Annotated in this window: 15 protein-coding genes and 1 rRNA gene; 12 read left to right on the top strand and 4 right to left on the bottom strand. The window is 72.5% G+C overall.

The window, feature by feature from the left end; all coding sequences use genetic code 11:
• Positions 1-50: 50 nt before the first annotated feature.
• Positions 51-1,460: a DNA repair protein RadA gene (gene radA, locus AB0A94_RS10735; RefSeq protein ID WP_361741929.1), complete on the bottom strand. Its 1,410-nt coding sequence runs from the start codon at positions 1,458-1,460 to the stop codon at positions 51-53.
• Between the two features lie 272 nt (positions 1,461-1,732).
• Between radA and AB0A94_RS10740 the strand changes: the two genes are divergently transcribed.
• Entirely contained in the window at positions 1,733-3,460 is a 1,728-nt protein-coding gene (locus AB0A94_RS10740; RefSeq protein ID WP_361741932.1) for a hypothetical protein, read from the top strand.
• Positions 3,461-3,494: 34 nt separating this feature from the next.
• Here the strand turns inward: AB0A94_RS10740 and AB0A94_RS10745 are convergent, their stop codons facing one another.
• Positions 3,495-4,367 carry a hypothetical protein gene (locus tag AB0A94_RS10745; protein WP_361741935.1) on the bottom strand — a complete coding sequence of 291 codons (873 nt, stop codon included), beginning with the start codon at positions 4,365-4,367 and terminating at the stop codon, positions 3,495-3,497.
• 95 nt (positions 4,368-4,462) lie between these two features.
• Here AB0A94_RS10745 and AB0A94_RS10750 point away from each other — a divergent pair, with 95 nt between their 5' ends.
• The 4 genes from AB0A94_RS10750 to ilvD all read left to right on the top strand — a co-directional run bounded on the left by AB0A94_RS10750 (position 4,463) and on the right by ilvD (position 9,076).
• A complete protein-coding gene (locus AB0A94_RS10750; RefSeq protein ID WP_361741938.1) occupies positions 4,463-5,404 on the top strand; it encodes a Ppx/GppA phosphatase family protein in 942 nt (313 codons plus the stop codon).
• A 72-nt stretch (positions 5,405-5,476) separates the two neighbouring features.
• Positions 5,477-6,316 carry a sugar phosphate isomerase/epimerase gene (locus AB0A94_RS10755; protein WP_361741941.1) on the top strand — a complete coding sequence of 280 codons (840 nt, stop codon included), beginning with the start codon at positions 5,477-5,479 and terminating at the stop codon, positions 6,314-6,316.
• Entirely contained in the window at positions 6,313-7,062 is a 750-nt protein-coding gene (locus AB0A94_RS10760) for a TetR family transcriptional regulator (protein ID WP_361741944.1), read from the top strand. Before AB0A94_RS10755 ends, AB0A94_RS10760 begins: the two co-directional genes overlap by 4 nt.
• A gap of 160 nt (positions 7,063-7,222) precedes the next feature.
• Entirely contained in the window at positions 7,223-9,076 is a 1,854-nt protein-coding gene (ilvD, locus tag AB0A94_RS10765) for a dihydroxy-acid dehydratase (RefSeq protein ID WP_361741947.1), read from the top strand.
• 219 nt (positions 9,077-9,295) lie between these two features.
• Here ilvD and AB0A94_RS10770 read toward each other — a convergent pair whose 3' ends face one another.
• A complete protein-coding gene (locus tag AB0A94_RS10770; RefSeq protein ID WP_361741950.1) occupies positions 9,296-11,434 on the bottom strand; it encodes a serine/threonine-protein kinase in 2,139 nt (712 codons plus the stop codon).
• Between the two features lie 184 nt (positions 11,435-11,618).
• Between AB0A94_RS10770 and AB0A94_RS10775 the strand changes: the two genes are divergently transcribed.
• From AB0A94_RS10775 to proC, 6 genes are all read left to right on the top strand, one after another.
• Positions 11,619-11,939, top strand: a complete 321-nt coding sequence (locus tag AB0A94_RS10775) for an SH3 domain-containing protein (RefSeq protein ID WP_361741953.1) — start codon at positions 11,619-11,621, stop codon at positions 11,937-11,939.
• Positions 11,940-12,045: 106 nt separating this feature from the next.
• Positions 12,046-12,540 (top strand): EamA/RhaT family transporter, encoded by a 495-nt coding sequence (locus AB0A94_RS10780; RefSeq protein ID WP_361741956.1) that lies wholly within the window; start codon positions 12,046-12,048, stop codon positions 12,538-12,540.
• Between the two features lie 72 nt (positions 12,541-12,612).
• Positions 12,613-13,407, top strand: coding sequence for a class I SAM-dependent methyltransferase (locus AB0A94_RS10785; protein WP_361741959.1), 795 nt, complete (start codon positions 12,613-12,615; stop codon positions 13,405-13,407).
• A gap of 33 nt (positions 13,408-13,440) precedes the next feature.
• Positions 13,441-14,232, top strand: a complete 792-nt coding sequence (locus tag AB0A94_RS10790) for an ABC transporter ATP-binding protein (RefSeq protein WP_361741962.1) — start codon at positions 13,441-13,443, stop codon at positions 14,230-14,232.
• On the top strand, positions 14,229-14,999 hold the full coding sequence (locus tag AB0A94_RS10795) for an ABC transporter permease (RefSeq protein WP_361741965.1): 771 nt from the start codon (positions 14,229-14,231) through the stop codon (positions 14,997-14,999). Before AB0A94_RS10790 ends, AB0A94_RS10795 begins: the two co-directional genes overlap by 4 nt.
• 195 nt (positions 15,000-15,194) lie before the next feature.
• Positions 15,195-16,007: a pyrroline-5-carboxylate reductase gene (gene proC / locus AB0A94_RS10800; protein ID WP_361741968.1), complete on the top strand. Its 813-nt coding sequence runs from the start codon at positions 15,195-15,197 to the stop codon at positions 16,005-16,007.
• 104 nt (positions 16,008-16,111) lie between these two features.
• Here the strand turns inward: proC and trpS are convergent, their stop codons facing one another.
• The gene (gene trpS, locus AB0A94_RS10805; RefSeq protein ID WP_361741971.1) at positions 16,112-17,152 is read right to left on the bottom strand and encodes a tryptophan--tRNA ligase; all 1,041 of its coding nucleotides are present in this window, start codon (positions 17,150-17,152) and stop codon (positions 16,112-16,114) included.
• An 826-nt stretch (positions 17,153-17,978) separates the two neighbouring features.
• On the opposite strand from trpS, the gene AB0A94_RS10810 reads away from it, so the two are divergent.
• Positions 17,979-18,071 (top strand): 16S ribosomal RNA (locus tag AB0A94_RS10810); the annotation flags it as partial.

Raw genomic sequence — 18,071 nt, forward strand, 5'->3', positions numbered from 1 at the left:
CGTCGCTCCGCACACTCGGTTCGTACGGACGGGCGAGACCTGGGCAAAGTCTACCGGCGGTCCTCCGTCTCCCGTGGGGCCTCTCGGCGACGGGAGCGCGGAAGGACCCGCAGCGCGTCCCCTATGTCCGCCACTTCCAGCACCTTCATGCCCGGCGGGACCTTGCCCGGATCGCCCGGTACCAGGGCGTGCGTGAAGCCCAGACGGTGTGCCTCGGCGAGCCTGCGCTGGACGCCCGTGACCCGTCTCACCTCGCCGGCGAGGCCGACCTCGCCGATCGCGACCAGGTTCTTCGGCAGCGGGGTGTCGCTCGCCGCCGACGCCAGCGCGAGCGCGACGGCCAGGTCCGCGGCCGGTTCCGAGAGCTTCACCCCGCCCACCGTCGCGGAGTAGATGTCACGTTTGCCCAAAGCGCTGATCCGGCCGCGCTGTTCCAGCACCGCCAGCATCATCGACACGCGTGAGGTCTCCAGGCCGGACGTGGTGCGCCGGGGTGAGGGGATCTGCGAGTCGACCGTGAGCGCCTGCACTTCGGCGACCAGGGGGCGGCGGCCCTCCAGGGTGACGGTCAGGCAGGTGCCCGGGACCGGTTCGTCACGACGGGTCAGGAAAAGTCCGCTGGGGTCCGCCAGGCCCGTGATGCCCTCGTCGTGCAGCTCGAAGCAGCCCACCTCGTCCGTCGTGCCGTAGCGGTTCTTGACGCCGCGCACCAGCCGCAGGCGCGCGTGCCGGTCGCCCTCGAAGTGCAGGACGACGTCCACCAGGTGCTCCAGCAGGCGCGGCCCGGCGATCGCGCCGTCCTTGGTGACGTGGCCCACGAGGAGCGTGGACATCCCGCGCTCCTTGGAGGCCCGGATCAGCGCGCCGGCCACCTCGCGGACCTGGGCCATGCCGCCCGGGGCGCCGTCGATCTCGGGGGACGCCACCGTCTGTACCGAGTCCATGATCAGCAGGGACGGCTTCACCGCGTCCAAGTGGCCGAGCACGGCGGACAGATCCGTCTCGGCGGCGAGGTACAGGTGGTCGTCGATGGCGTGGATGCGGTCGGCGCGCAGCCGGACCTGGCTCGCCGACTCCTCCCCGGTGACGTACAGCGTGCGGTGCTCGTCGCTCGCCGACTTGGCCGCCACGTCCAGCAGCAGTGTGGACTTGCCCACGCCCGGCTCACCCGCGACCAGCACCACCGCGCCGGGCACCAGGCCGCCGCCGAGCACCCGGTCCAGCTCGGGCACGCCGGTGGAGCGGGCGGTGGCCTGACGGCCGTCGACCTGGCCGATGGGCAGGGCGGAGGTGGTGACCCGCCCGGGCGCCGTCGTACGGACCGCGGGCGCGCCGTACTCCTCGATCGTCCCCCAGGCCTGGCACTCGGGGCAGCGACCGAGCCACTTGGCCGTCTGCCAGCCGCACTCGGTGCAGCGGTAGGACGGTCGGTCCTTGGTGGTCTTGGTACGGGCAGCCATGCGAAAACGGTAACGGCACCCACTGACAACGGGACGCTCGCGCCCCCGCCCGTCGCACGGGGCCGGGCGTTCCCGGCCCGTCCGGGGGCCCCGGGGGAGTCCGAGGACGAGGCCGTTCCGGCCGAAGCGGGGTCCGGGGGCGGCGGCCCCGGAGAGCCGGCGAACGGGAAGCGAAAGGTTCCTGTCCCCGATAGAGGGATCGTTTCACCCGTACGGATTAAAAGTGCGCAGGGCTCCGGAGGGCGCCGCCCCGCGCCGCCTACGGTCGCCGGATGACGAGCAGCGGCCCGGAGACCTCGACCCGCACGACCGGAACACACCGGACGCACCGGGAAGTGCGCGACCGCGGGGCCGCGCGCACGCTGGCCCAGCGGCCGGCCACCCGCTACGAGTCCGAGCTGGACGGCCTGTTCACCTACTGCCTGTCCGTGCTGTGCGACCACGACGCGGCGACCGCCGCCCTGGCCGACGCCCTCGTGCTCGCGGAACGCCGCGGGCGGCACGCTCCCGAGGAGCTCGGGAGCCGCAGGGCCTGGCTGTACGCCCTGGCCCGCTGGGCGTGTCTGCGCGAGCTGGCCGAGGCCAGGCGGAAACACCGGGTCACCCACGCCGTGAGCCGCGCCGGCCGGCGGGCGGCCGGGGCCGCCACCGTCCCGGCCGTCCCCGAGGACGTCCGGGAGCAACGCCGCCGCGAACTGGCCGAGCTGGCCTGGCCGGAGGCCGCCGGCACCACGCCCGAGCAGCGCGAGGCGCTCGAACTCTCCGTGCGCCACCACCTCGCCGCCCACGAGGTCGCCGCCGTGCTCGGCATGCAGCCGACCGCCGCGCGCGAACTGCTCGCCGCCGCGGCCTGTGAGGTGGAACGCACCCGCGCGGCGCTCGCCGTCGTCGAGACCGGCGCCTGTCCGGGCGTGGCGCATCTCACCGGCGACCGGCAGTTCGTGCTCAGCGCGACCCTGCGCCGCGAGCTCGTCCGGCACGTCGACGACTGCCCTCGCTGCCGCCGCACCGCCGGGCGGGCCGTTCCCGGCCGCTGGCCCGGCACCAGCGTCACGCCGGACGCGCTCCCCGTCCTCCCGGCGCCCGGAGCGGCCCTGCACGCCGCCATGGCGCACCACCCGCGCGGGCGCGGCGGCGCGCCCCGCTTCGACCGGCGCGGTTTCCCGATGGACCCCAAGGACCGCGTCGCCCGGCGGGACCGGCTGCGCGCGCGTGCCGTCACGACGACGGTCGTCGCCACCGTCGTCGCCGCGCCGGTGCTCGCCCTGTGGGCCGCCTACCGGGGCACCCCGGTGGGCGAGGCCCAGGACGGTCGCACGGCCTTCGCGCGGGAGGACGGCGGCCCCCTCGACCTCGAGGGCGAGGGAGCGGGCGGTTACGAGAGCACCGGCAACGCGAGCACACGGCCCGGCACCGGATTCGGCGAGGACGGCGAGCCGGACGTGTCCGTGGAGGTCGTGAGCGTCGCCGGAGCCGGGCACGAGGGCGCCGCCGCGCTGGGCGTCACGGCCGGCCACAGCGGCGACACCACGCTGATCACCCTGACCGCGACGGGTGCCGAACCGGTCCGCTGGTCCGTGTCGACGGGGGCGTCCTGGCTCTATCCGAGCCGGTCGTCGGGCACGCTCGCGCCCGGCGAGTCGGTGACGGTCAGGGTGTACGTCGACCAGCTGCGCGAGCCCTCCGGCCGCTGGAGCGCGACCGTGGCGATCTCACCCGCCGGTTCCGTCGTGACCATCGACGGCCACGGCCCCGCACCCGCCATCCCGGGCGGCGGCTCGCCCTCCGGCCGCCCCGGCGGCCCGGGCACCGCGCACCCCGGCACACCGAGCGGCCCGCCCCCGTCGTCGCCGGAGCCGGCGCCCACGACACCGGCGCCCTCGCAGCCCGCTCCGGAGGACCCGCCGTCCTCACCGGGCCCGGACCCCACGGCGGGCGGCCCCACCCCCTCCGACCCGGTGACGACCGGCCCGGAGGACCCGGCGCCGCCCACCGGGTGAGACGCCCCGGCTCGGTCACGTCCTCCCGGGGAGGTCAGGCGGGGTCCGCCGGATGCGGGGCCAGCAGGGGCAGCTGCGCGGCCAGCCGTTCCTCGCACAGCTCGACCAGACGGTCGTAGCCCGCCTTGCCCATCAGCTCGGTCAGCTCCGCGCGGTAGGAGACGTACACCGGGTCCCCGGCGCCGTGCGCCGAGGTGGCCGAGGTGCACCACCAGTGCAGGTCGTGGCCGCCCGGGCCCCAGCCCCGGCGGTCGTACTCACCGATCGACACCTGCAGCACGCGCGTGTCGTCGGGCCGGTCGATCCAGTCGTAGGTCCGCCGGACGGGCAGCTGCCAGCACACGTCCGGCTTGGTCTCCAGCGGCTCCCGGCCCTCCTTCAGGGCGAGGATGTGCAGCGAGCAGCCCATGCCGCCCGCGAAGCCCGGCCGGTTCTGGAAGATGCACGACCCCTGGAACGGACGGGTCTGGCGGTCGCCGTCCTCGTCCTCGGAGACCCAGCCGTTCTTCGTGCCCTCCGCGTGGTGCTGCCAGATGTCCGGTGTGAGCCTCGCCACGTGCCCGGCGACCCGCTTCTCGTCGTCCTCGTCCGAGAAGTGCGCGCCCAGGGTGCAGCAGCCGTCGTCCGCGCGGCCCGCCTGGATGCCCTGGCAGCCGCTGCCGAAGATGCAGTTCCAGCGAGAGGTCAGCCAGGTCAGATCGCAGCGGAAGACCTGCTCGTCGTCGGCCGGATCGGGAAACTCCACCCATGCGCGGGCGAAGTCGAGTCCCTTCTCGTCGTCCGCCGGCGCCGTTCCCGGCGCCCGCGGTGCTGTCACCCGCGAAGAACCCTCGGCCAGTCCGGCCTTCTTGCTCTTCTCGGCCTTCTTGTCCGTCTTGTCGTCCTTCGCCTTTTTCGTCTTTGGCACCCGTCCAGGGTAAGTCGCCCGCGCCCCCCGCCGGGACCGGCTCGACCACCGCAGGCAGGGCATCACACCGCGCGGCGGGCAGTAGCGTTCGGTGCATGAGACTCGGGGTCCTCGACGTGGGTTCGAACACGGTGCACCTGCTGGTGGTGGACGCGCACCCCGGCGCGCGCCCGCTGCCCGCGCACTCGCACAAGGCGGAACTGCGCCTCGCCCAGCTCCTCGACGCCAACGGGGCCATCGGCCCCGACGGGGTCGACCGGCTGGTCGCGGTCGTCCACGACGCGCTCCGGGCGGCCGAGGACAAGGGCGTCGAGGAACTGCTGCCGTTCGCGACCTCCGCGGTGCGCGACGCGTACAACGCCGACGACGTGCTCACGCGCGTGCGCGAGGAGACCGGGGTCGAGCTGCAGGTGCTCAGCGGCGAGGAGGAGGCCCGGCTCACCTTCCTCGCCGCCCGCCGCTGGTTCGGCTGGTCGGCCGGGAAACTGCTCGTCATCGACATCGGCGGCGGCTCCCTGGAGATCGCCTACGGCATGGACGAGGAGCCCGATGCCACGGCCTCCCTGCCGCTCGGCGCCGGCCGCCTCACCGCCGCCCGGCTGCCCGGCGACCCGCCCGAACCGGACGACGTGCGCGCGTTGCGCCGCCACGTCCGCACCGAGATAGCCCGCACGGTCGGGGAGTTCAGCCGCTTCGGCGCCCCCGACCACGTGGTGGCCACCTCGAAGACCTTCAGGCAGCTGGCCCGCATCGCCGGCGCCCCCGGCTCCGCCGAGGGCCTGTACGTCCAGCGCGAGCTGAAGCGGGAGTCCCTGGAGGCCTGGGTGCCCAGGCTCGCCGCCATGGCCGCCGCGGAGCGCGCCGAACTGCCCGGCGTCTCCGAGGCCCGCGCGGGCCAGCTGGTCGCCGGGGCCCTGGTCGCGGAGGGCGCCATGGACCTGTTCGGCGTGGAACGCCTGGAGATCTGCCCCTGGGCCCTGCGGGAGGGCGTGATACTCCGCAGACTGGATCACCTGGGCCAGGGAGAGCGGTCCTGAGCCCATGACAAACACCACAACGGCGAACGGGCACCCCGCACCCACCCGGCCCCACCCCGTAATCTGAGGCTCGTGGCAGAAGCAAGGGACGTAGTCCGCATCCCGGATGCGAAGGTCGCCCTGTCGACGGCCTCCGTCTACCCGGAGTCGACGGCGACGGCCTTCGAGATGGCCGCACGCCTCGGGTACGACGGCGTCGAGGTCATGGTGTGGACCGATCCGGTCAGCCAGGACATCGAGGCGCTGCGCAGACTCAGCGACTACCACCGCATCCCCATCCTGGCCGTCCACGCGCCCTGCCTGCTCATCACGCAGCGCGTGTGGTCCACCGACCCCTGGACCAAGCTCCAGCGGGCCCAGGCCGCCGCCGAGAAGCTCGGCGCCGGCACGGTCGTCGTCCATCCCCCCTTCCGCTGGCAGCGGCAGTACGCCCGCGACTTCGTGGAGGGCGTCTGGCGGATGGCCGGCGAGACGGACGTGCGGTTCGCGGTGGAGAACATGTACCCCTGGCGCTACCGCGACCGCGAGATGCTCGCGTACGCCCCCGACTGGGACGTCACCAAAGAGGACTACCGGCACTTCACGATCGACCTCAGTCACGCCTCGACCGCCCGCACCGACGCCCTGCAGATGATCGACCGCATGGGCGACCGCCTCGGCCACGTCCACCTCGCCGACGGCCGGGGCTCCGCCAAGGACGAGCACCTGGTGCCCGGCCGCGGCGACCAGCCCTGCGCCGAGGTGCTGGAGGGCCTCGCGTCGCGCGGCTTCGACGGCCATGTCGTCATCGAGGTCAACACCCGCCGGGCCATGTCGAGCGCGGAGCGCGAGGCCGACCTGGCCGAGGCGCTGGCGTTCACCCGCCGGCACCTGTCCTCCGCCGCCTCCGCGATCGAGGTGCCGCGGCGATGACCGGCCGCACCGCGAGCGACGGCCCGGACGTCTCCGCGCGGGACGACGACGCCGCGCACGGCGACGACGCCTCCGCGCGGAGCAACGGCACACCCGCGCGGAGCGACGGCACCTCCACGCGGAGCGACGGCACCTCCACGCGGAGCGACGGCACCGCCCGGCGCCGCGGCCGTCCGCCCCGTACGGAATCGGCCGGCACCCGGGACCGCATCCTCGACGCGGCCCGCGAGGAGTTCTCCGCGCGGGGGTACGAGAAGACGTCCGTCCGGGGCATCGCCAAGTCGGCCGGGGTCGACTCCGCGCTGGTGCACCACTACTTCGGCACCAAGGAGCAGGTGTTCGAGGCCGCCGTGGAGGTCGCCTTCGCGCCGGTGCTCACCGCGCGGGACACGGTTCTCGACGGACCGCTCGACGAGGTGGGCGAACGGATGACACGGATGATCATCGGTCTCTGGGAGAGCCCGGTCACCCGGGCCCCGCTGCTCGCGATCGTCCGCTCCGCCGTGAACAACGAGATCGCGGCCGGTGTCTTCCGCCGCCTGATCGCCAGCCAGCTGCTGCGCCGGATCGCCGGACAGCTCGGCGTCCCGGACGCGGAGCTGCGCGCCGAGCTCGCCGCCGCGCAACTGGTCGGCGTCGCGATGATCCGGTACGTGATCAAGGTGGAGCCGCTGGCCTCGGCGGACGCCGAGCAGATCGTCGAGCGGGTGGCACCGGTGGTGCAGGGGCACCTCACCGGAGGCTGACGCTCCGCCGGACCGGGACACCACGCCCCGCGTGCGCCGAGACGTTCGTCCACCGTGTGCGCCGAGACATTCGTCCCGCATTCCGGACACCTCGTCCCGCCCTCTGGATGACCGGCGTACGCTCGACGACAGTCATAACTCTCCGAAGGAGCGAGCGACGATGCCCGAGCTGAGGTCCCGCACAGTCACCCACGGCCGCAACATGGCGGGCGCCCGCGCCCTTATGCGCGCCTCCGGTGTACCGGGCGCGGACATCGGCCGCAAGCCGATCATCGCGGTCGCCAACAGCTTCACGGAGTTCGTCCCCGGCCACACCCACCTCGCCCCGGTCGGCCGGATCGTCAGCGAGGCGGTGACCGCGGCCGGCGGCATCCCGCGCGAGTTCAACACCATCGCCGTCGACGACGGCATCGCGATGGGTCACGGCGGCATGCTGTACTCCCTCCCCTCCCGCGACCTGATCGCGGACAGCGTGGAGTACATGGTCGAGGCACACCGCGCGGACGCCCTGATCTGCATCTCCAACTGCGACAAGATCACCCCGGGCATGCTCAACGCGGCCCTGCGGCTGAACATCCCCACGGTCTTCGTCTCCGGCGGCCCGATGGAGTCCGGCCGCGCCACCCTGGTCGACGGCACGGTCCGCACGCTGGACCTGGTCGACGCCATGGTCGAGGCGGCCAACGACAAGGTCTCCGACGCGGACGTCCTGCGCATCGAGGAGAACGCCTGCCCGACCTGCGGCTCCTGTTCCGGCATGTTCACCGCCAACTCGATGAACTGCCTCACCGAGGCCATCGGCCTCTCCCTGCCCGGCAACGGCTCGGTCCTGGCCACCCACACCGCCCGCAAGGCGCTCTACGAGAACGCCGCGCGGACGGTCATGGACCTCACCCGCCGCTACTACGAGCAGGACGACGACTCGGTCCTGCCCCGCAACATCGCCACCCCCGCGGCCTTCGAGAACGCCATGGCGCTCGACATCGCGATGGGCGGCTCCACCAACACGATCCTGCACCTGCTGGCCGCCGCCCAGGAGGCGGAGGTCCCCTTCGGCCTCACCGAGATGGACGCCCTCTCGCGCCGCGTCCCCTGCCTGGCCAAGGTCGCTCCGAACGTCGCCAAGGACCGCACGTACTACATGGAGGACGTGCACCGCGCGGGCGGCATCCCCGCCCTCCTCGGCGAGCTGCACCGCGCGGGCCTGCTCAACGAGGACGTCCACGCCGTCCACAGCCCGTCCCTGGCCGACTGGCTGAAGACCTGGGACGTCCGCGGCGGCTCCCCCTCCCCGGAGGCGGTGGAACTCTGGCACGCGGCCCCCGGCTGCGTCCGCTCCGCCGAGGCCTTCTCCCAGTCCGAGCGCTGGGACTCCCTGGACGAGGACGCCGAGGGCGGCTGCATCCGCTCCGCCGAGCACGCCTACTCCAAGGACGGCGGCCTCGCCGTGCTGCGCGGCAACCTCGCCGTCGACGGCTGCGTCGTAAAGACGGCCGGCGTCGACGAGTCCATCTGGACCTTCGAGGGCCCGGCGGTGGTCTGCGAGTCGCAGGACGAGGCCGTCGAGAAGATCCTCACCAAGCAGGTCAAGGAGGGCGACGTCGTCGTCATCCGCTACGAGGGCCCCAAGGGCGGCCCCGGCATGCAGGAGATGCTCTACCCGACGTCGTACCTGAAGAGCCGCGGTCTCGGAAAGGCCTGCGCCCTGATCACCGACGGCCGCTTCTCCGGCGGCACGTCCGGCCTGTCCATCGGCCACGCCTCCCCGGAGGCGGCCTCGGGCGGCACCATCGCCCTGGTCGAGGACGGCGACCGCATCCGCATCGACATCCCGAGCCGCTCGATCGAGCTGCTGGTCGACGAGGCGGAACTGGCCCGCCGCGAGCAGGCCCTGAACGGCCGGTACGCCCCGAAGAACCGCGACCGCAAGGTCTCCGCCGCCCTGAAGGCGTACGCGGCGATGGCGACCAGCGCGGACAAGGGCGCGGTGCGGGACGTCAGCAAGCTGGGCTGACCCGCGTCCGCGAAGGGCCGCCTCCGCCGCGCGGGAGCGGCCCTTCCGGCTACCAGGCGCCCGGATCCCGCCCGTCCACGGCGAACACGGTCCCGTCGGGCGCGGACGCGGAGACGTGCCCGTGCGCGATCACCGGCCCGGCGGCCCCTGGGCCGGCCTTCCCGTTCCGGGGCGCCGCCCGTCCGGGCAGCCGCCCGTCCGGGCAGCCGCCCGTCCGGTTCACCAGTCGGCCGGGTCGCGCCCCGACACGGCGAACACGGTCCCGTCGGGCGCACCGGCGTAGACGTGACCGCCCGCGAGCACCGGCGTGGGCAGCGAGGCGGGGACCCGGTCGGATTCGGGGCCGAGCCGCGGCCGGGTCTGCCCGAGGAGCTTCCCCTCGCGGGCGTCGACGCCCAGCAGCCGCCCGTCGGGCGCGGTGACGTACACGTGCCGCCCGTCGGAGACGGGCACCGAGCCCCGGCTCACGCCCGTCTCCAGCCGCCACAGCTGCTTCCCCGCGGCCATGTCGACGGCCACCAGCGAGCCGCCCGCGCCCATGAGGTACAAGGTGTCCCCGCGCATCCCGGCCTGCGCCTGCTCGACCGGCACGGGCAGCGTCACCCGGCGGGTCTCCCCGGTGCCGGGCGTGTAGCGGAGCAGGACCTTCACGTCCCCGTGGGTGGCGCCCTCGACGCGGAGGTACACGGCACCGTCCGCCGCTCCCACGGGCGTCAGCGTCCCCTCCAGCTCCGCGTCCCACCGCACGTCACCCGTCGCCGGATCCACCGCGGTGACCCGGGTCCCGCTCCCGTCCCCGGACGGACTCGCCGCGTACGCCGACGGCCCGCCCGCCTCCTCCGACTCCCCGGCGAACGAGGAGAAGTACGGCACGGCCTGCCCCGGAATCCGGCGGGACCACCTGGTCTCGCCCGTGGCACTGTCCACGCCCGTGACCATCCCGTCGGAGCGGGTCAGCAGGAGCATGTCGCCGACCGTCCGCATTCCGTCGTACTCGGGCGGGTCCTCCTGCCACACCGGCTCGCCCGTGGCCGGATCGAGCGCCTCCAGGTCGCCGATCAGATCGAGGGAGGGCTGGACGAGGCCGCTCGACACGACCGGCGGTTCGCTCCGCGTCGTCCCCACGACGTCGTGCCGCCACAGGGTGCGGCCGTCGGCCGGGTCGAGGGCGAAGACCAGGCCGGGAAGCGCGCACAGCAGCTTCTCCGCCCCGTACGAGCACTGGGGCATGCCGCCGCCCTCCGCGCCGGGCGCCGCCTCCCACACCCCGAAGCCGCCCGGCGCGCTCTGCGCGGCCGTGGTGTTCCGCGCCGGTTCCGCGCCGCCGAACACCTGCACCGAGGCGAGCCCGCCGAGCACGGCGAGGCAGAGCACCCCCGCCACCAGAACCGTCCGCCTGCCGAGCCGCCGCGCGGGCCGCTCCGCGGGCGCGTCCGCCAAGGACTCCGGCGCGGCCTCCTCCGGTGTCTCCCGTGCCTCCCGAGCTTCGGGTGTCCGCGGCGCCGGTACGAACACCTGCGTGTCGTACGTCGCCGCCACCGACCGCAGCTCCCGCATCAGCTCGTCCGGCGTGGGCCGGTCGGCGGGTTCCTTGGCGAGACACCGCAGCACCAGCGGGGCGAGCGACTCCGGTACGCCGGTCAGGTCGGGCTCGTCGTGCACGACCTGGTAGGCGACGACGTACGGGCTGTCGGAGTCGAACGGACCGCGCCCCGTCGTCGCGTGCACCATGAGCGACCCGAGGGCGAACACGTCGGCCGCGGGGCCCACCTCCCGGGGCCGCCGGAACTGCTCGGGCGCCATGAACGGCGGCGTACCGATCAACTTCCCGGTCTCGGTGCGCAGTTCGCTGTCCTTCGGTCGGGAGATGCCGAAGTCGATGACTTTCGGCCCGTCCTCGGCGAGCAGCACGTTGCTCGGCTTCAGATCCCGGTGCACGACCCCGACCCGGTGGATGTCGCGCAGCGCCTCCGCGAGCCCGGCCATCAGCCGACGCGACTGGTCCGGGTCCATGGGCCCGTTCCGCTTCACCTGTTCGGAGAGTGTCGGACCGGGGATGTACAAGGTGGCCATCCAGGGCCGCCCGCCCTCCGGATCGGCGTCGACGACCGGCGCGGTGAAAGCCCCGCTCACCCGCCGCGCCGCGGCCACCTCCTGCCGGAACCGCCCTCTGAACTCGGGGTCCATGGCATACCGGGCGTGCACGACCTTCACCGCGACCCGCATCCCCGAGGTGCTCCGGGCCAGATGCACGACGCCCATGCCGCCCGAGCCCAGACAGGACTCCAGACGGTAGTGACCGGCGTACTCCGGAAGTTCCGCTTCCGCGCCCGCTCCGGCGTTTCGCTGCGACGCCATGGAACCACCCCCCGTGCTGTTCATCCGCGCGCGCGACGCTCGGAGCCTAGTCGATGGTGCGCGGGGGACCGAGGCGGCGTGCCAGCCTCCGTGTGCGAGTTGCGAACTGGTGTTTCATGGCTTGATCCAGGGGTATCAACGTGGCCCCACGACAGTCGTGGGGTGCAACGGGGGAGGTTTTCTCATGTCGGTCGACCAGACCCAGGACATCGCGGGCGGGGACGAGAAGGCGACGGCGGAGACGATGGCGGCCACGGCCACACGCTCCTACGCGGTCGCTCCGGGCTACCGGCTGAACGTCCGCAGCGGCCCCGGCACCGACTACTCCGTCGTCCGGGTCCTGCCCGAGGGCGCCGAGGTCCGGATCAACTGCCAGACACCGGGCACCTGGGTGTCGGGCCCGTACGGCACCTCGAACATCTGGGACAACATCGGCAGCGGCCAGTACGTCTCCGACGCGTACGTCCGCACCGGCAGCGACGGGTACGTGGCTCCCCGCTGCTAGGAACCGCCGTCGCGGGGTGCCGGAAGAACCGGCCGGTTCCCGAAGGGGACCGGCCGGTGGGGTGGGGGCTCCCGCGGTCACGTGGGGGAGGAGACACAATCGACCTGTGAGCGCAGCAGAGAACGACACGAACGGCACCCCCGCCGGCCCGCAGCCCGAGCCCATCCGCTTCTTCGGCACGACCTGGGTCGACCACTCCGGCGGCTACACCGCCCGGCGCATCGGCGTCGCCGTCGGCTCCCTCGCCGCCGCGGCGGCCGCCTGCCTCGTGCTGCGCATCGCCTACGACGGGCTCCGGATCGCCGACGTCGGCAGCTTCGTCTCGCTGCTCATGGTCGTGATGTTCGCGATCTGCAGCTCGCTCGCCTTCCGCCACACCTGGTCCGCCTTCACCACCCGCCCCGACCCCGACCGCCAGGCGTCCCTGCGCGGCCTGCTGGCCATCGGCTTCGTCGGCTCGCTCCTCGCCTACTTCTTCCGCACCTTCACCGAGGCCCCGGGCGAGAAGCTCCACCGCGCGGAGTACGACAAGGCCCGCGAGGACTACGAGAAGCGCACCACCCGCCGCTCGGGCAACCCGTCGAAGAAGCGCCGCCGCTAGCACCTGCCCGACGGCCGTCGGGCACCCCGAAAACCACCCGCGGTGCCGAGGCCGCCCGGCCACCATGGCCGTATGACGACACCGAGGACCGACCGGACCACCCGCACCACCCGAGCCCACTCCTTCAACGCGGCCGCCGCCCAGTACGCCGCCAACCGCCCCTCCTACCCGCCCGCCCTCTTCGACGCGATAGAGGAGCTGACCGGCCGCCCCCTCGCCGGCGCCCGGGTCGTGGACGTCGGCGCCGGTACGGGGATAGCGACCGCCCGCCTGCGCGAGCGCGGCGCCGACGTGATCGCCGTCGAGCCCGGTGACGGCATGGCGGCCGAGTTCCGCCGCACCCTCCCCGACGTGCCGGTCGTCCGGGGCAACGGCAACGCCCTCCCCCTCGCCGACCACCGCGCCGACCTCCTCACCTACGCCCAGGCCTGGCACTGGACCGACCCCGCCCGCGCCGTCCCGGAGGCGGTACGGGTCCTGCGGCCGGGCGGCGCGCTGGCCCTGTGGTGGAACACCGACGCGCTCGACGTGCCCTGGATCGCGGAGGAAGCCGAACGCACCGCGCGCCACTTCGGCGTGAACCTCGCCGCTGAGCGGCGCAACACCAACGCCCGCGCCGCCGACCCCGCCGGCCTCCTGCACTTCACCCGTCGGGAGATCCGCTGGAGCCGTCGCGTCCCGATCGAGACCCACCTGGCCAACCTCGCCAGCCACTCGGTCCTGCTCGTGCACGGCGAAGAACGCACCGCCGCCTTCCTCACCGAGCAGCGCGAACACCTCACCGCCGCCTTCCCGGACGGCACCGTCGAGGAGACCTACGACGTCGTCCTCCTCCTCGCCACCACACCCCCCACCCCGACTGCTTGACGCCGTGCGCGGGCCGGGAGGAGTATTCATCACATGATGAATTACTCCTCCCGGTCACCGGAGGAACCGGCCGTCCACGCCCAGGACCTCACCGTCGTCCGAGGCCCCCGCACCGTCCTGCGCGGCCTCGACTTCACCGTCCCGCGCGGTCAGATCACCGGCCTCCTCGGCCCCTCCGGCTGCGGCAAGTCGACCCTGATGCGGGCCGTTGTCGGCACCCAGGCCAAGGTCACCGGCACCCTGGACGTCCTCGGCAGCCCCGCCGGCCACCCCACCCTGCGCACCCGCATCGGCTACGTCACCCAGGCGCCCTCGGTCTACGACGACCTGACCGTCCGCCAGAACCTCGACTACTTCGCCGCGATCCTCGACCCCGGCCGAGCAGCCGCCGACCGCCGCCACGAGAACGTCACCCGGGCCATCGCCGACGTCGACCTCACCACCCACGCCGACGCCCTCGCCGGCAACCTCTCCGGCGGCCAGCGCAGCCGTGTCTCCCTCGCCGTGGCCCTCCTGGGCACCCCCGAACTCCTGGTCCTCGACGAACCGACCGTCGGCCTCGATCCCGTCCTGCGCCGCGACCTGTGGCAGCTCTTCCACGCCCTCGCTGCCGAACGCGGCGCGACCCTGCTGATCTCCTCCCACGTCATGGACGAGGCAGAACGCTGCCACCGCCTCCTGCTCATGCGCGCCGGCGAGATCCTCGCCGACGACACCCCCGACGCCCTGCGCACCCGCACCGGCTCCGACACCGTCGAGGACGCCTTCCTCCGCCTGGTCGACGAGGCGACCGCGGCAGGCCGTACGAAGGAGACGACCCGATGAGCACGACCACTCCCGCCCCGGCGCGCGCCCTCAACACCTCCCGCACCACCGCCACCGCCGCCCGGGTCCTGCGCCAGCTCCGCCACGACCCGCGCACCATCGCGCTGATGGTCCTCATCCCCTGCGTGATGCTGTTCCTGCTCCGCTACGTCTTCGACGGCAGCGCGCGCACCTTCGACAGCATCGGCGCGTCACTCCTCGGGATCTTCCCGCTGATCACGATGTTCCTGGTCACCTCGATCGCGACCCTGCGCGAACGCACCTCCGGCACCCTCGAACGCCTCCTCGCCATGCCCTTCGGCAAGGGCGACCTGATCGCCGGTTACGCCCTCGCCTTCGGCACCCTCGCGATCATCCAGTCCGCCCTCGCCACGGGCCTCGCCGTCTGGTTCCTCGGCCTCGACGTCACCGGCAGCCCCTGGCTGCTCCTGCTGATCGCCCTGCTCGACGCGCTCCTCGGCACGGCCCTCGGCCTCTTCGTCTCGGCCTTCGCGGCCTCTGAGTTCCAGGCGGTGCAGTTCATGCCGGCAGTGATCTTCCCTCAGCTCCTCCTCTGCGGCCTCTTCACGCCCCGCGACAACATGCACCCGGTCCTGGAGGCCCTCTCCGACGTCCTCCCCATGTCCTACGCCGTCGACGGCATGAACGAGGTCCTGAAGCACACCGACATGACGGCAGCCTTCGTCCGCGACACCACGATCGTCGCGGGCTGCGCCCTGTTGGTCCTCGGCCTCGGTGCCGCCACTCTGAGGCGCAGGACGCAATAGCCACCCCTCCCAGCCCGCGGGCGGTCGTGCCGCCGGGGCGGCACGGGTGGGCGCGGACGGCCCCCCAGCGGGGCGAGCGCCATCCACCCCCGGCCTCCTGACCGACATCCCGCCCACTGGACGCCCCACCCCCACCCGCCCCCGGGATGCGAGGATGCCCACAGGACGACGCACCCCCGGAGGGCACCCCCAGCCATGACCCAGAAAGTCGCAGTCCTCGGCACCGGCAAGATCGGCGAAGCCCTGCTCAGCGGAGTGATCCGCGCCGGCTGGGCCCCCACCGACCTCCTCGTCACCGCTCGCCGCCAGGAACGAGCCGACGAACTCCGCACCCGCTACGGAGTCACCCCGGTCTCCAACCAGGAAGCCGCCAAGACCGCCGACACCCTGATCCTCACGGTCAAACCGCAGGACATGGGCGCCCTCCTCGACGAACTCGCCCCGCACGTCCCCGCCGACCGCCTGGTCATCAGCGGCGCGGCGGGCATCCCCACCTCCTTCTTCGAGGAACGCCTCGCCACCGGCACCCCGGTCGTCCGCGTCATGACCAACACCCCCGCCCTCGTCGACGAGGCCATGTCGGTCATCTCCGCCGGGAGCCACGCCACCGCCGACCACCTCGCCCACGCCGAGGAGATCTTCGGCGCCGTCGGCAAGACCCTCCGCGTCCCCGAGTCCCAGCAGGACGCCTGCACCGCCCTCTCCGGCTCCGGCCCGGCGTACTTCTTCTACCTGGTCGAGGCCATGACCGACGCCGGCATCCTGCTCGGTCTGCCCCGCGACAAGGCCCACGACCTGATCGTCCAGTCCGCGATCGGCGCCGCGACGATGCTCCGCGACAGCGGCGAGCACCCGGTGAAGCTGCGCGAGAACGTGACCTCCCCCGCCGGCACCACCATCAACGCCATCCGCGAACTCGAGAACCACGGCGTACGGGCCGCCCTCATCGCCGCCCTCGAAGCCGCCCGCGACCGCAGCCGCGAACTCGCGAGCGGCACCAAGGACTGACGACGGCACCGCCACCGCGGGGTAACCGCCCGGCAGGGGGTAATCACCCCGCGGCGTCCACGACCGCCTCGGCCGTCACGACCCGCGCGAAACCGCCCCCGCGCCTACCGGGCCGCGTTCAGCACGGACGCTGACGCTCCGGTATTCGAGCCCGCCGGCAACAAGCCGATCGCTCGATAAGCGGCATCCACAGTCGGCCGAGCCATGCCCCGCGCCCGCTCCGCACCATCCCGCAGCACCCCCTCCACATAGCCGGGATCCGCGCACAACTCCTTGTGCCTCTCCCGCACCGGCCTCAAGACCTCGACCACAGCCTCCGCGGCATCCCTCTTCAAATCCCCGTACGACTCATATACACCGGCCAACGCCTCCGGGTTCCCACCCGAGCACGCGGCGAGGATCTCCAGCAGATTCGCCACCCCCGGCCGGGCCTCCCTGTCGTACACGACGTCCCGCCCGCTGTCGGTCACCGCCCGCATGACCTTCTTCCGCGCCACGTCCGGCTCGTCCAGCAGATAGACGATCCCCGGCCCCGTGTCGTCACTCTTGCCCATTTTCGACAGGGGGTCCTGCAGATTCATCACCCGCGCCGCCACCAGCGGATTCGTCGCCCGCGGCACCACGAACGTGTGCCCGTACCGCTGGTTGAACCGCACCGCGAGATCCCGCGCCAGCTCCACGTGCTGCGTCTGGTCGTGCCCGACCGGCACCTCGTCCGTCCCGTACGCCAGGATGTCGGCCGCCATCAGCACCGGGTACGTCAGCAGCGACAGCCGCACGCTGCCACCCCGCCGCTGCTCCCGCGCCGCCTTCTCCTTGTACTGGATCATCCGCCGCATCTCGCCGTCCGTGGCCACGCACTCCAGCAGATACGACAGCCGCGCGTGCTCGTCCACATGGCTCTGCACGAACACCGTGCACAGCGCCGGGTCCAGCCCGGACGCCAGCAGCAACGTCGCCGCCTGTCGGCTCAGCCTGCGCACCCGCGCGGGATCGTGGTGCACGGTCAGCGCGTGCAGATCGACGACGCAGAACAGCGCGTCCGCCTGGTGCTGGTCGACCGCGGCCCACTGCCGCATGGCCCCCAGGTAGTTCCCCAGCGTCAGATGCCCGGTCGGCTTGATCCCACTGAAGACCCGTGTCATCTCTTCTCTTCTCCGTCTCCGGTCCCCGGCCGGCCGCCCCTCGGAGTCCTGGAGGGAGAAACAGAAACGGCCGCCGAGGCGGCGGCCGTTGAGTGCGTACGTAGGGGCGGCCGCCGTCAGGCGGCCCACCAGAACTGGCTGTACGTACGCGTCGTCATACGGACCACAGTACGCCGGGGTGTGGGACGAGGCAGCGAGTTGACACACCCCGGTCGGATCCGTACTGTTCTCCGAGTTGTCCGACGTGAGCGCCGACTCCGGTCGGTCCCCGGACAGCCATTCCGCAAGTACCACCACTGTTCGAGACAGCAGTCTGTCTGCTGTCGCGTCCGTGCGTACGTATTCGCGAAATGAGGAATCCGCGCCCGAAAGGGAGCAGATCCCCGATTAGGTCGAGGGTCAGGAATCCGCTAAAGTCTCACTCGCCGGAACGGCCCAACGGCCGCGAAGACAACCCGCTCTGACCGGGAATCAGGCCCGAAAGGATCTGATAGAGTCGGAACCGCCGGAAAGGGAAACGCGGAAGCGGGAACCCGGAAAGCACCGAGGAAATCGGATCGGAAAGATCTGATAGAGTCGGAAACGCAAGACCGAAGGGAAGCGCCCGGAGGAAAGCCCGCGAGGGTGAGTACAAAGGAAGCGTCCGTTCCTTGAGAACTCAACAGCGTGCCAAAAGTCAACGCCAGATATGTTGATACCCCGACCTGATCGGTTCGATCGGGTTGAGGTTCCTTTGAAAAAACACAGCGAGGACGCTGAGTGCGAGGGGACTATTCCTCCTCCCGCACCGCTCTCGTGACGTGTTCGCCCCGATCACGGGGAAGCATTCACGGAGAGTTTGATCCTGGCTCAGGACGAACGCTGGCGGCGTGCTTAACACATGCAAGTCGAACGATGAACCACTTCGGTGGGGATTAGT

Origin of the sequence: Streptomyces sp. NPDC044984 (assembly GCF_040646935.1) — a bacterium.
GTDB lineage: Bacteria > Actinomycetota > Actinomycetes > Streptomycetales > Streptomycetaceae > Streptomyces.